At 49.0% G+C, this 14,178-nt stretch carries 15 protein-coding genes; 13 read left to right on the forward strand and 2 right to left on the reverse strand.

What is annotated here, in order from left to right; translation table 11 throughout:
- The first annotated feature begins 26 nt into the window (after positions 1 to 26).
- From OR573_01255 to OR573_01310, 12 genes are all read left to right on the forward strand, one after another.
- Entirely contained in the window at positions 27 to 1,841 is a 1,815-nt protein-coding gene (locus OR573_01255; protein XGA80312.1) for an ATPase, T2SS/T4P/T4SS family, read from the forward strand.
- Between the two features lie 2 nt (positions 1,842 to 1,843).
- The gene (locus tag OR573_01260) at positions 1,844 to 2,689 is read left to right on the forward strand and encodes a type II secretion system F family protein (GenBank protein XGA80313.1); all 846 of its coding nucleotides are present in this window, start codon (positions 1,844 to 1,846) and stop codon (positions 2,687 to 2,689) included.
- On the forward strand, positions 2,682 to 3,248 hold the full coding sequence (locus tag OR573_01265; GenBank protein XGA80314.1) for a hypothetical protein: 567 nt from the start codon (positions 2,682 to 2,684) through the stop codon (positions 3,246 to 3,248). Before OR573_01260 ends, OR573_01265 begins: the two co-directional genes overlap by 8 nt.
- A gap of 37 nt (positions 3,249 to 3,285) precedes the next feature.
- Positions 3,286 to 4,542, forward strand: coding sequence for an ISL3 family transposase (locus OR573_01270; protein XGA80315.1), 1,257 nt, complete (start codon positions 3,286 to 3,288; stop codon positions 4,540 to 4,542).
- A gap of 25 nt (positions 4,543 to 4,567) precedes the next feature.
- Positions 4,568 to 4,969, forward strand: coding sequence for a type II secretion system F family protein (locus tag OR573_01275; GenBank protein XGA80316.1), 402 nt, complete (start codon positions 4,568 to 4,570; stop codon positions 4,967 to 4,969).
- A complete protein-coding gene (locus tag OR573_01280) occupies positions 4,959 to 5,318 on the forward strand; it encodes a DUF192 domain-containing protein (protein ID XGA80317.1) in 360 nt (119 codons plus the stop codon). The genes OR573_01275 and OR573_01280 overlap by 11 nt, the downstream gene beginning before the upstream one ends.
- The gene (locus tag OR573_01285) at positions 5,311 to 5,787 is read left to right on the forward strand and encodes a hypothetical protein (protein ID XGA80318.1); all 477 of its coding nucleotides are present in this window, start codon (positions 5,311 to 5,313) and stop codon (positions 5,785 to 5,787) included. The genes OR573_01280 and OR573_01285 overlap by 8 nt, the downstream gene beginning before the upstream one ends.
- Positions 5,788 to 5,815: 28 nt before the next feature.
- Positions 5,816 to 7,117, forward strand: a complete 1,302-nt coding sequence (locus tag OR573_01290; GenBank protein XGA80319.1) for a pilus assembly protein — start codon at positions 5,816 to 5,818, stop codon at positions 7,115 to 7,117.
- A 44-nt stretch (positions 7,118 to 7,161) separates the two neighbouring features.
- Complete coding sequence (locus OR573_01295; GenBank protein XGA80320.1) at positions 7,162 to 8,334, forward strand: PQQ-binding-like beta-propeller repeat protein; 1,173 nt, start codon at positions 7,162 to 7,164, stop codon at positions 8,332 to 8,334.
- Between the two features lie 37 nt (positions 8,335 to 8,371).
- On the forward strand, positions 8,372 to 8,635 hold the full coding sequence (locus OR573_01300; protein XGA80321.1) for a PQQ-binding-like beta-propeller repeat protein: 264 nt from the start codon (positions 8,372 to 8,374) through the stop codon (positions 8,633 to 8,635).
- Positions 8,596 to 9,471 carry a PQQ-binding-like beta-propeller repeat protein gene (locus OR573_01305; GenBank protein XGA80322.1) on the forward strand — a complete coding sequence of 292 codons (876 nt, stop codon included), beginning with the start codon at positions 8,596 to 8,598 and terminating at the stop codon, positions 9,469 to 9,471. The genes OR573_01300 and OR573_01305 overlap by 40 nt, the downstream gene beginning before the upstream one ends.
- Positions 9,472 to 9,796: 325 nt before the next feature.
- Positions 9,797 to 10,237: an Rpn family recombination-promoting nuclease/putative transposase gene (locus tag OR573_01310; protein XGA80323.1), complete on the forward strand. Its 441-nt coding sequence runs from the start codon at positions 9,797 to 9,799 to the stop codon at positions 10,235 to 10,237.
- Here OR573_01310 and OR573_01315 read toward each other — a convergent pair.
- Positions 10,216 to 11,412, reverse strand: a complete 1,197-nt coding sequence (locus tag OR573_01315) for an IS4 family transposase (protein XGA80324.1) — start codon at positions 11,410 to 11,412, stop codon at positions 10,216 to 10,218. The genes OR573_01310 and OR573_01315 overlap by 22 nt on opposite strands.
- Positions 11,413 to 11,560: 148 nt before the next feature.
- Between OR573_01315 and OR573_01320 the strand changes: the two genes are divergently transcribed.
- Positions 11,561 to 12,172, forward strand: a complete 612-nt coding sequence (locus OR573_01320) for a hypothetical protein (protein ID XGA80325.1) — start codon at positions 11,561 to 11,563, stop codon at positions 12,170 to 12,172.
- A 252-nt stretch (positions 12,173 to 12,424) separates the two neighbouring features.
- Here OR573_01320 and OR573_01325 read toward each other — a convergent pair whose 3' ends face one another.
- Entirely contained in the window at positions 12,425 to 14,110 is a 1,686-nt protein-coding gene (locus tag OR573_01325) for a BCCT family transporter (protein XGA80326.1), read from the reverse strand.
- Positions 14,111 to 14,178: the final 68 nt, after the last annotated feature.

A 14,178-nucleotide genomic window follows, 5' to 3' on the forward strand; every position in this document is an offset into this window, starting at 1 on the left:
TAAGGGACTTACCCCTGGAGTGAAATATGTTTCAAGTGCGTGTTGATACAGCAAAAGGAATGCATGTCGGTAATTTTTACATTACTGAAAATCAATGTGCTCTAGGCAAAAAGGCGAACAATGATATTGTTTTACATGGATGGAAGATATCTTCAGATCATGCCTTGTTAAGCCTGAAAAGCGATGGAGTCTACGTAAAAAACCTTTCAAATAAGGTTGGTACCAAAGTTAATGGGAAGCCAATAGACCAATATGGGCCGGTTGGCGTTGACGATGTAATCGAAATTCACGATTACCGGATCCAGGTCAGCGACCGTAAGTCAGGAAAAGGACATGGTAGAGATCTTGAGCTAGGCAGCAATAACAGGGATGAAGCAACAAAAAGTCAAAACGTAACACCTGTAAATATTAACAAGAAATCGTCTGTGTCTGAGGACGTAGATGCAACAGCTAGTGATAAAGCAATTGATAGCTTGCCGGAAAAGCCAAAAAATAGCGTTGCTACTCAAGAATTGCCTGATGGCGCTATGGCTCAAAGCGCTGCGCTGTCACAGCACGCTGTTGAAATGCACGAGTGGCGAGTAAAACTGCGTAAAATGCTTCACGAACAAATGGATTTACGGCGTATTAATGTTAGTACCATGTCGGAATCTGAGCTTCGCGATCTTGCTTACTCTCTGACTGAGCGGACCATTAAAGACGTGGCTGGCACTATTCCACACCACATTGATAAAGGTGAGCTGCTTGAGCAAGTGGTGGCTGAAGCCGTCGGGTTGGGGCCATTGGAATCCTTGCTTGCTCGTGACGATATTAGCGAAATTATGGTCAATTCCTGTCAGGAGGTATTCTTTGAAACCGGCGGGAAGATGTATAAGTCGGATGTCACCTTTACTGATGATCAGGCGGTGCAGGCAACAATAGAGCGGATTGTAACGCCCGTAGGCCGCAGAATTGATGAAAGTTCCCCCATGGTAGATGCTCGACTGAAAGACGGGTCTCGGGTGAACGCAATTATTCCTCCTTTAGCTCTGAAAGGGTCGTGCCTGACGGTTCGTAAATTTATGAAACACCGTCTGCATGGAGAAGATCTTGTAAACTTTGGTTCTGTTGACCAGGGAATGATCGATTTTTTAAAAGTAGCGGTTCAGTATAAGCGTAATATTTTAGTTTCCGGGGGAACAGGGTCAGGTAAAACGACTTTATTGAATGTTTTATCAAACTTCATTCCGGAAAGTGAGCGCATTGTTACCATTGAAGACTCCGCAGAATTACAATTATTTCAACCTAACCTGGTGCCCCTTGAAGCACGCCCACCCAATCAAGAAGGGCGTGGGGGAGTAAGTATCCGTGACCTTGTGAAAAACTCTTTACGCATGCGCCCTGACAGAATAGTTGTTGGGGAGTGTCGTGGTGGTGAAGCGCTGGATATGCTGCAAGCCATGAATACAGGTCATGATGGTTCGTTAACAACAGCACACGCTAACAGTCCTCGGGATTGCTTATCAAGAGTTGAAGTCATGGTAATGATGGCGGGTATGGACCTTCCCGCTGTAGCAATTCGAGAGCAGATAGCCTCTGCGGTGCATCTTGTTGTACAGCAAACCCGCTTTTCCTGTGGTTCGCGAAAAATAACCGGAATTTCAGAGGTAGTAGGCGTTGAAAATGGCCGTATTCAGTTGGCTGAAGTTTTTAAGTTTAACGCAACGGGATATGATGAGAGTGGCAGGGTCAGTGGGCACTTCACTGCGACAGGCTTGATTCCTGAGTTTTATGAAGGACTGAAAAATCGCGGTATCGGTCTTGATCTGAATATTTTTGAGCCTTGGGAGAAGGTGTCATAACCATGGCTATTATAATATCTGTTCTCGTTGCGTTGCTGGCTACATGGATTACCTATCTAGCAGGGCGCACCCTTATGGCTTCTGCTACTCGTTACCAAAAAAACTTCAAGGATTCTGCAGAACATAATTTAGCTGAAATGTTTCTTTTTATTGAGCCGCAAAAGCTATTCTTTATTAATATCATTTTTCTTGTGTTAGCTTTTGGAGTGATAATTTTGATGGGGGGAGGTATTTTTGTTGCCTTGATTGTTGCTTCAGCCCTAGGGGCGTCTCCTCCCTTAATCTACCGATACCTACATAATAAGAGGCGTAACCGAGCTGTTTATCAGTTGCCTGATGCATTAACGGGTATAGCCAATAACTTGAGCTCTGGGCTGAGTTTAACTCAGGCGCTGGAAACAACAATCGCTTTCGAACAACCACCATTATCTCAAGAGCTTGGCCTTGTGTTAAAGGAATTAAGGATTGGTGTCCCTTTTGAAGAAGCAATGAATAATCTATATCTACGCCTTCCTGAGGCTGAAGTTCAGCTTGTTACGTCAGCCATGACGGTTTCACGTGAAATTGGTGGTAACCTTTCTGAAACGTTGCTGAGAATTGCTGATACATTATGCCGCCGTTTACAAATGGAAGGTAAAATTAAAAGTTTAACTTCGCAGGGCAAGTTGCAGGGGCTTGTTATGACATGCTTGCCGATTTTTTTGGCGATTGCTCTTAGCTATATGCAGCCAGAAGCGATGAGTTATTTTTTTAATTCTTGGTACGGTTGGGTGACGATAGCTGTGATTTTGATTATGGAGTCAATAGGCTATTTTTTCATACATAAAATAGTGAGCATCGATGTTTGATTCATTGTTTAATTTCTTTTTGGCATTAATAACTATGGTTGCTGTGGCTCTTTTTGTCGCAGCAATTATTGTTTTCTACCGTAATGTAGAAAAACCTGATAGAGCTTACATGGACCCCTTGTCCTGGCGAGTTAAGATTGCTTGGCCTTTGGTGGTCTTTATTGCTCATTATATGGGGAAGTTACAGTCAACAGAAGCTATTCAGAGGGATAAGGTAGCATTGATGCGTGCTGGTCTGTCTTTTAGCCTGACACCAGAGCAGTTTTTTGCCATCAAAATTCTGGTTGCTTTGGGAGCAATGTTATTTGTTTATGCACTAAGTGTGATTGTCAGAGGCGGAATTGGTTTCATATGGTATTTATTGGCTGCGATAATAGGTTATTTGCTCCCTGTTTTTAAAATAAAAGATATTAAGAAGAAGCGCGAAAAAGCAATTGTTAGAATGCTACCCACGTATCTGGATTTTATTACAATGGCAGTAGAGGCAGGATTGAGCCTAGCTGCTGCCATTGTAAAAGGGCTCTTCGTCGTTGGGTGTGGAATTCGCCCCCTGAGCTGAGCCAGAATATTGCCTCCATATTAGCAGGAGGTACGACATGGACGGCACCCAGATTTTAACACTCGGCCTTGGCCTGGAAGCGCCCTGGATTCTCAAGGATCAGCACCTGGATACCGCTGCGTCGCCTCACCGCCTGGAGCTGTATGTCGAGGCGGAGCGTGGCAGCCTCTATCCCTGTCCAGAGTGCGGTAAGGCCTGCCAAGCCCACGACTTTGCTGACAAAACCTGGCGACATCTGAACTTCTTTCAGCACCATTGTTACTTGCATGCTCGCGTCCCTCGTACAAAGTGTCCTGAACATGGCGTCAAACGCATAAAGGTGCCCTGGGCGCGGCCCGGCAGTGACTTTACCCTGTTGTTCGAGCAGGCGGCCATGTCGCTCGTCAAGGAGATGCCAGTGCTGGCTGTCTCCCGGCAGTTGGAGATTTCCGACAAACGACTATGGCGCATCGTGCACCACTACGTGAACCGCATGCTGGGAGAGCTGGATCTGTCCAATGTGACCATGGTTGGCGTGGACGAAACCGCGTCCCGACGCGGGCATCGTTACGTCACCGTGTTCCTCGATATGCAGCGCAAGCAGGAACCGGTGATTTTCGCTGTTCCAGGCTGCGGCAAGGACACCATCAAGGCGTTCAGTGCCTTCCTGGCGGCTCATGGTGGCGATGTGGACAATGTGGTCGAGGTTGTCTGTGACATGTCACCTGCTTTCCTTAGTGGCGTCACCGAGTCTCTTCCCAAGGCGGAGGTAACGGTCGACTGGTTCCATATCGTGCAGACCTTCACCAAGCGACTGGACGAGGTGCGCAAGAAAGAACGCCGCGAGCAGAAACACCCCAAGTCGCTGCGCTGGGCACTGTTGAAGAGCCTGGAAAATGAGAACCACACACCTAAACAGATATCGGCACTTCAGGAGCTGGTTGCCGATCAGAGCGCCACGGCCGATGCTTGGGTGATCAAGGAAAAGTTAAGCTGGATCCAGAAAGCGTCAACGCCCAGGGCAGCGCGTTGGCGGATCACGAACTACCTAAAAATCATGAAAGCAGCAGTTTCTGAGAAGCCTCTACTGAAGCCGATGGGGAAAGCGCTGGAGACACTTGAGCGACACGCTAAAGCGGTAGTCAGGCGCTGGCACTCGGGGCTGACAAACGCGCGACTAGAAGGAATGAACGGCCTGTTTCAGGCGGCTCGTTCACGTGCACGGGGCTACCGAAATGAAGCTAATTTCATTGCTATGATTTACCTGATTGGTAGCCCGGTGGGCCGCCTGCTTGATCAGGCCAAATCCACATGAAATGACGAAGAGCCATTTTATTACAATGGCAGTAGAGGCAGGATTGAGCCTAGCTGCTGCCATTGTAAAAGCTACCACTAATGGTCCGCCAGGGTTGTTGCGTCAGGAATTAGAGAGAGTTAACCGAGATATACGCGCCGGCGCTGGTCGTATTGAAGCCTTAGAAGCAATGTCATCTAGGCTTGAGATTCGCGAGGTTACTCAGGTGGTTTCAGCTTTAGCCCAAGCTGAAAAAACGGGTAGTAGCGTTGGTGAAACCCTGCGAATACAAGCGGAACAACAACGCGTAGAGCGCTTTCAACGTGCAGAAAAAAAAGCGATGGAAGCCCCGGTTAAATTAATATTTCCACTTGTTGCTTTTATTTTTCCAGCGACATTTATTGTGCTTGGTTTTCCAATTGTCATGAGGCTTGTTCATGGCATATGAATTTGGCCAAATTGTTGATGGTGAATCTGGGAAGGTGCTTTTTGATAAAGGCGTTAAGCCGGTGTGCTTTTGGTCACGCTTTAGGGGGTTGCAGTTACGTAGAGAGCTTCTTGATGGAGCCGCCTGGTGGTTCGATAATTGTAAATCTGTCCACACATTCAATATGAGATATAAGATTGACGTCATCTATATTTCTTCTGAAGGGGTGGTCTTGAAAGTTGTAGCTAATGTGCCAAAAAGACGTATTTCATACTGTAGGGATGGTTCTGCTGTCATTGAGGTAGGTGCAGGTATTGCCAGTGAATTTTGTATTCAACCGGGTGTTAAGCTGGAGTGGGTAGATGATTAAGTTATTTGTTCTATGTGTTTTTTTATTCTCTTTGAGTGGGTGTGCTAACCAACAAGGCGCCATTGGCAAAACGCAAAATACGGATTTGCGCACTGATTTAAAAAAGGCGGAAAGAGCGCTGCAAGAGGCGAGACTTTTAGATGCGGAGGTGATTTATCGTCGTCTTACTGAAACGAAGCCAGATTTGCCAGATATTTGGCTTCGTTTAGGTAATATTTATGCCCGTCAAGGGAAAAATGAAGCAGCAATTCACACATATTCTGAGGGGCTTAATTACCAGAGAAATGATGGCCGGTTGTGGTATAACCTTTCTGTTATACAGGTGAAAGAAGCAATAAAAACGTTGGAAGATGCAAGTCATTTCTTGAAAGGGAATGATGACCAAATGGCCAGAATTCGACTTTTGCATAATGCCTTGTTAGGTATCAATAACCAGAATGTTAATCAAGCGAATCAAGTCCCAGAATAATGGATTTTATGCAAAGGGAGAAAGGGTAATGTCATTACATCGCCAACGTGGACAAGGATCGGTTGAGTTCGTTGTCGTTATTTTACTCTTTCTCTCACTTATTGGTGGCCTCTTCGAAATGACACGTATTTTCAGGGCCAAAAATACGCTTAATGAAGCGACCTTTATGGCCGCCAGAGAAGGGGCTTTGAATTACGCCAGGCTGGATCCTATGGTGGCTCAGCTGGGGGAGAGCATGTCTGATCTTTTTATGACAAACTCTTCTCCTGCATCCTTGGTACAAGCCAAGGCTAAGTCAACACTACTTGCTGAAGCCTCTCAGATGGCTGGTGCGGGTATTCATATTGTTAGCCCAACGAAAGATATTTTTGATCAATTAAGCGTTGATCAGTTTATCTCTATTGATGACGCTGAACCAGCGCGCGTTCGGGCCATACCCAATGATAATCTTAAATGGCGGCCTAATACGCTCGCATCGCTGGGTGATGGGAGAGATATCAGTATCAAAGACGCTAATTTACTCAAAATAAATGCCATTTGGTGTCAACGATTGGTCGTTCCTGGGCTGGATATACTTATTTATCAAATACTTCATAAATTTAATAATAGCCCGCAGCAGCAAGCTTGCCGGGCTGTCAGTACTGCAGCCGGTGGTTCTGGCATTGCTAGTGGCCGATATATTGCTATATCAGTAGATGCTACAATAAGAATGCAAACTCCCGTTTTGTTGGACCAAGGGTTTACAGGTAGCGGTACGGGCACCAGCCCTGAAGCCAGCGGTGGCACGGGTGGCCCATTCGGCGGTGGTCCATACGGTGGTAGTGGTACTGGAAGTGATGAAAGCGACAACCCCTTGTTTGGTGATGTAACAGACCCGTATGGGAGCAATACGGCTTCAGAGGATTTGATAGGCCCAATGGGCTTTTCTCCAGGTGCCGCCGCCAAAGCGGTAACTACAGCGGAAAGTGCAAGAAGCTTTTTATGGTGTGTGGCTCAGGCTGCATCACTATACACAAGTCGCGATGAATTACCGTCCATTATGGAACAGCAAGCCGTTATAGCGGAAGAAAATAGAAGCACGGGTCTTGATCAATGTGAGACAGAGAAATTATATGCAGAATCTATGAGTTTTCCAAATGATGTTAAAGTTGGTAATTTTAATAAATGCGTCATAGACGTGAATCTTGGCTATCGTGAACGCATTGCGGATATTATACGAGATAATACGGCGCGTAAAGATTATGTAGATGAAAAGATAATTAAAGGATCTTTGAATTGTGTGTTGCCGTGGCCTGATGACGTTCCGTTTACAGGTGATTCGCGTAAGTAAATGATGTTTTAAGTAAGTGATTTATTAATGCATAGGTGAGTTAAATGAATTGTTTGATAAATGTTGCTGTTGAAAAAATACGTTTTAGCTTAGTTGCTAGTTTCATGGCTTTGGCAATGTCTCCCACCGTCGTGATGGGGTCTTCCACCATGTTTCAGGCCAATCTGGAAAGAACTGGCGTTTATAAGGGTATAGGCCCAGAGGAAACGCCCACGCTTGCTTGGAAATTTGATGCGAGTGCGCCTGTGATCAGTACGCCATTAGTTGATGATGGAATGGTGTACTTTGTTGATTTTGAAGATGGTGTTTATGCGCTCAATCAAGCTGACGGCACTGTGGTATGGGAAAAAGAAACTGATGGGAAACCCAGTTTTCAAATTGCTCTTTCTAAAGATGCTCTGTTAGTAGGTGTGTATCAACCAGATGATTTTAATGGTCACTTACTTGCCTTAGATCGTTTTACTGGTGAAGAACGCTGGCGGTTTGAAATGGACTATGCAATAAGAATGTCTACCCCCACAGTTTATGGCGATAAAGTGTTATTGACCTCTTCTACTGATTATTTGATTGCTCTGGATCTGGCAACAGGTGAGGGGGAGTGGGGGGTTGCTATAGAAGGCACTGGAGCGCAGCCCGTAATCTCTGATGATGTTGTATATTATCGTGATGGGTCACAAACACTTTATGCGCTTTGGCTAGATTCCGGAGAAGAGATATGGCGAATGCCTTCACCTATTGATTATGATATTGCTTATGGTACTCCATCAGTAAACGGGTGTTGTGTTTTTGCGATTGTTAGAAACGATGAAACTGCGTTGGTAAGAAAGATTAATAAGAAAAGTGGAGAATTGGTTGCTGAATTTGTACATGATTTTTCTGTGACGTCTTCGGTGAGTTTAGCGGATGGTGTTGTGTTCTTTGGTGACGATGGCTCTGGCAAGGCGGGCTCTCACGGCCATATGAATGCCTTGGACATGGAAGCAGGAGAATTGATCTGGCGATTTGAAACCGAAGGTTTTATGCGAGGCCCCGCTTCTATCGCTGGAAATACGGTGTATTTTGGTAGTGCCGATACTCACTTATATGCCGTTGACCGCCATACGGGGGATCTCAAATGGCGCTATAAGACGGATGGCATCGTCAACTCAGCCCCTGCCATTGTCGACGGCCGGGTGTATTTTGGAAGCCTGGACGGGCATGTGTATGTGTTGGAGTAGCCTCTACGCCCTAGTTGCTGGTGTTTTCACATTAGCAATGTCGCCATCCATCGTGCTGGGTTCTTCCACCATGTTTCAGGCGAATCTGGAAAGAACTGGCGTTTATAAGGGTATAGGGCCAGAAAAAGAACCTGAGCTTGTTTGGAAGTTTGATGCGGGTGCCCCTGTGATCAGTACGCCATTAGTTGATAATGAAATGGTGTACTTTGTTGATTTTGAAGATGGTGTGTATGCGCTCAATCAAACAGACGGTTCAGTGTTATGGGAAAAAAAATTAACGGAAAACCCAGTCTTCAGTTGACTCTTGCTGAAGATACTTTATTAGTAGGGGTGTTTCAATCAGGTGGCTTTAATGGGCACTTACTTGCCTTGGATCGTTCGACAGGTGAGGAGCGCTGGCGGTTTGAAATGGACTATTCTGTGAGGATGGCCACCCCTACAGTTTACGATGATAAGGTGTTATTGACCTCAGATGCCGGTTATTTGGTGGCGCTGAAGTTAGCAACGGGTAAGCCATTTTGGGGTTTTTCTATAAACGGTACCGGAACGCAGCCTATGATATCTAATGATGTTGTGTATTATCAGGATGGTTCGCAAGCTCTTTATGCACTTCAACTAGACTCTGAAGAAGTCGTTTGGCGAATGCCCTCACCGCTTGATTACGATTTCTCTTACGGTGCTCCAGCAGTCAATGACTGCTGCATTTTTGCGATATTTAGAGATCGTGACCAAGCTGTGGTAGGAAAAGTTGATAAACATAGTGGGGAGTTGATTGCTGAATTTATACATAAATTTTCTGTGACGTCTGCAGTTAGTTTAGCGGATGGTGTTGTGTTTTTTGGTGATGATGGCGATGGCAAGGTGGGTGCTCACGGCCATATGAATGCTTTGGATATGGAAACGGGAGAATTGATCTGGCGATTTGAAACCGAAGGTTTTATGCGAGGCCCCGCTTCTATCGCCGGAAATACGGTGTACTTTGGCAGTGCCGATACTCACTTATATGCTGTTGACCGTCATACGGGGGATCTCAAATGGCGCTATAAGACGGATGGCATCGTCAACTCAGCCCCCGCCATCGTCGACGGCCGCGTGTATGTTGGAAGCCTGGACGGGCATGTGTATGTGTTGGAATAGCCTCTACGTCTTAGTTGCTGGCGTTTTCACATTAGCAATGTCGCCATCCATCGTGCTGGGTTCTTCCACCATGTTTCAGGCCAATCTGGAAAGAACCGGCGTTTATAAGGGTATAGGGCCAGAAAAAGAACCTGAGCTTGTTTGGAAGTTTGATGCGGGTGCCCCTGTGATCAATTATCACGCAAACCATCTCGCAGGCCAATATAGTCGTTTAGGCGCAGGGGCAACGGACTGCTCCTGCACAGCCAAACTCCCTCAGCGCTGATCGTCTCCCCGCGCTATGCTAGGCTAATACCCATTACCCAGCAGGGAGCAGGGAATCACCATGCCAAGCCACCACCACGATACCGGCTATAAGGAACTCTTCAGCCACCCAGAATTTGTTCAGCAATTGATGGAAGGCTTCGCCCCGCCAGAGATTGCAGGCCTAATGGATTTCACCACCCTCGAAAAACAAAACGGCCACTACATCACGCCCTTGTTCGAGGAAAAAATCGAAGACGTGGTGTGGTCGGTGGAAGTCACCTGGCAAGGCGTTACGCAGCGGGTGTTTTTGTATATCTTACTGGAGTTTCAGTCATCGGTTGACCGCACCATGCCGATTCGGCTGATGCACTACGTGGCCTGTTTCTACAGCGAACTGCTCAAGCAGAAAAAAATCACCCCCAGCCAGGGCCTACCGCCGGTATTTCCGGTGGTGCTCTACAACGGCTCTAAACCTGAAGAATCCCCACGAATTTGGCGCTATGCGTCGCATAATGCCTGATCGTGGGCTTCTTCTCTCAGGCTGGCCTTCAGCGATGTCCAGCAAGGCCAGGGCACAGCGCCGGAAGGTTGTCGACGCAGCCATTCCAGCCCAAGGCGCCATACCGATAAAACATTGCGATGATTGATACTGTTGCTCTGGTAGTGTTTCTGCTGCCCTCTGGTTTTCACGCCCAGGCCAGCGACCATCATCGCCATATTGGCCAACATCGCGATCAGCAGCAGGATCTCGATACGCCTGCCCTGACGCGATTGATGCATACCAAAGCCCAGCCCAAAAAGGGGGCTTTTGACGTCGCGAAAACCTTCTTCGATCTGCATTCGTTGCCGGTAGATGGCGACCACTTTTTTCGCCTGTGTCGAGCGCTTCGGCAGATTAGTGACCAATACCCAGGGTTCTTCCTGACGGCGGGCGATGGCTCTGCTCGCACTGTCCTGAGAGGCCTGTCCACGCTTGTTACGATCTTTACGCCCCTTGGGCGATTGGTGATAGAGCACCATCTGAGTCGTCAGTGGGTTGCTGCGCGCTATCTGAACTTCTCCAAGGGCACTGGGTACCGAGGTGGCTTGCTGAAACAATGAACTGACCGCCTGCCACGCTGCACCGGATGCCTGATAATGGGTGGGGCTACGTACACGCCCGACGTAATACCAGCCACGCTTCTCTACAGCGCGAAACCACGGGTTACGAAAACCGGCATCGGTCACCAGCACAGGCGTTGCCCCTTCAGGCAACAGGCGGGCAATGGCTTCTAATAGATACGCTTCGCAATACGCACATCCATTTTTGTGATGAACCTTTTCAAAGATCGGCAATGAGCGCCCGGCAAAGGGGATAGCAGCACGCAGCAAAAATTGCTGCCCATAATGATCGATAGGCGACCAATCGACCAGAATCAGGGGACGTGTCATATGACCGATCAACACATTAGCCACCAGCCAATAAAACAAGGGGCGCTCCTCGTGCAAATGGTGGTTGCCCAATAGCCGGTCGACGCGCTTAATGGTATGCCGAGGCGCTACCGGCCCTGGCAAAGCACGCCCGAGCGCTGTTAACCCCAATCGACGATCCGTCAGCAAGGCACCCACCGTATCCAGAAGTGCTTGAAGACGTTTGGCATGTATTGAGGGGAGTGCTGATGTGAGCCAATTGTGTAAGAATCGTGGGGCCTGCATGGGTCTCCTTAGGCATATTGTTTGTTTGGCGATTAACAACATGCCGACTCATGCAGGCTCCTTCAACATTACCTGCTGATTTTATTGAAATATTTGTGGGGATCCCTCAGGCTCTAAACCCTGGACAGCTCCGCTGGATATCTACGCCATGGTGCAGCCGGAGCCGCCAAGTTTTCTGCAAGCTTACCAACCGCACCTACGCTATTACCTGATCGACGAAGGGCGTTATACTGACGAAGAGCTCGGGTTGCGCCAGACACCGCTCAGTGGCGTGTTCGGTGTAGAAAACGCCGGCGAAAGCTGGGAAACGCTACAAGCCGCCGTGGATCGCGTGGTAGCGATTCTACAGGCCGACCCGGATAAACAGCGCATTGACAAAATCATCACCCGCTGGCTTAAACGGCACCTGGCCTGGCTAGGCACCGAGGTGAACCTGGCACAGCTTGATAGCCTGATGGAGGATAAAGACATGTTGGCAGAGAATTTAGAGAACCTGGTCAAGAAAGAACGTTTGGAAAGTGAACAGTTAGGGATTCAAAAAGGCCGTCAGGAAGGACGTCAGGAAGGACGGCGGGAAGGGCGTCAGGAAGGGCGCTTGACTGAAGCACGCGACGTGCTGCGCACCCAGCTTGGCTTGAAGTTTGGCGAGGTACCCGACTGGGTAGAAACCCAACTGATGCAAGCTGACCATGAGCAACTACAACAGTGGATGCGTGAAGTGCTGTTTGCTGATCACCTGACTACCATGTTCACGCGGTAGCCGGAACCTGTAGGTGATGCCAGAAACAGTGACACTACCACTGGAGCGCATGACCATCTGACAGGCGGGCATTCCCCACCGCCGCCTACACGACATCATAGTCTCCAGGTCGCTTTCAAATACATCTTCTGAGCTTATACGCGTACAAGTATTTGGTCAGTGGATATTGTCTGCAAAAAAAACCGGCCACTGGGCCGGTTTTATGGTTGTGGGATGTCAGCGAGGCGGCGCTGTGGCCGCCTTGCGTATCTATCAGGTCACTGCGGGTTTCTTGACCTTTTCTGCACTGCCTGTGGTGATCAGGCGGTGTTCGCTCAACAGCCCCTTGACCACGGCAACACAGCCGACCAGCAGCACGATGGTGAAGGGCAAGCCGGTGGAAACCGCCATGGCCTGCAAGGCGACCAGGCCGCCGCCTGTGATCAGGGCAATCGCGATCATGGCTTCGATAATGGCCCAGAACACGCGCTGAGGCTTGGGTGCGTCCACCTTGCCGCCTGCAGTAATCGCATCAATCACCAGAGAGCCGGAATCTGATGAAGTAACAAAGAACACAATTACCAAAACGATACCGACAAAGGAAGTGATGGCCGTCAGCGGGAGTTCGCCCAGCATCACAAACAGCTTGAGTTCCAGGGCAGCATCCCTGACGCCTTCGAAGCCACCTGCCACCAGCTGATCAACGGCGGTGCCTCCCAGGGCGGTCATCCAGATCACCGAGACCACTGACGGAATCAGCAGAACAGCGATCAGGAATTCGCGAACGGTACGGCCACGGGAAACGCGGGCGATAAACATGCCAACGAACGGTGACCAGGAAATCCACCATGCCCAGTAGAAGGCTGTCCAGCCCTGGCTGAAGTTGGCATCTTCACGCCCGAAGGGCTGTGAAAGCGCTGGCAGGTACTGGATGTAAGCCACCAGGTTGTCGAAAAAGCCGGTCAGGATCAGGACGGTTGGGCCGACCACAATCACAAAGAGCAGTAAGGCGAATGCTAGCAGCATGTTTATTTCTGACAGGCGACGTACGCCTTTATCAACACCGGCCACGATTGAAAGGATGGCAATGGCGGTGATGCCGATGATTAGAAGGATCAGGGTGCTGTTTTCATTCGGGGTATCAAACAGATAACCAAGGCCAGCGGCCGCCTGCTCAGCGCCGATGCCCAGTGAAGTGGCCAGGCCAAACAGGGTGGCGAGCACCGCCAGGATATCGATGATATGCCCGGGCCAGCCCCAGATACGGTCACCCAGAATCGGATAGAACACCGAACGCATGGTCAGCGGCAGGCCCTTGTTGTAGGCAAACAGCGCCAGTGCCAGGGCAACAACGGCATAGATACCCCAAGGGTGTAGGCCCCAGTGGAAGATGGTCGCGGCCATGCCCAGGCGCGCGGCTTCAGCAGCGTTACCTTCGGCACCGCCCAGAGGTGCCCAGTCAGTGCGCACACCGTCTTCAAAGGTAGTGCCACCCATGGCGGTGGCGAAATGCGACATGGGTTCAGAGACGCCGTAGAACATCAGGCCGATACCCATGCCGGCGGCGAACAGCATCGAGAACCAGCCCAGATAACCAAAATCCGGGCGGGCGTCGGCACCTCCCAGGCGCACCTTGCCAAGCGGCGAGACGACCAGGATAAGTGACAGTACCACGAAGATGTTCGCCGCAAGCAGGAAGAACCAGGCCATGTTACCGGTTAGCCAGTTACGCAGGTTAAGAAACATCGGCTCGACGCTGCTCTGCATGGTCAACGTCAATATTACAAAGAGCAGGGTGGCCAACGCCGAAATCAGGAAGACAATACGGTGAATATCCAGCCTGAGGTTGAATGCTCCGGTGATGTTGTCCTGGCCGATCTGGTAGTCCGTATTGATCAGGTCAGCCTTGCCTTCTGGGGCAGGAACGCCATCAGACGTTTCTGGTTTTGCATCTTTCATAAGCCATAACCTCGATTATTATTGTGTAGCTTAGGTTGCTTAGGTTGCCTGGTAGGTGGATGAACGCC

This window comes from Halomonas sp. CH40 (genome assembly GCA_041875495.1).
GTDB lineage: Bacteria > Pseudomonadota > Gammaproteobacteria > Pseudomonadales > Halomonadaceae > Vreelandella.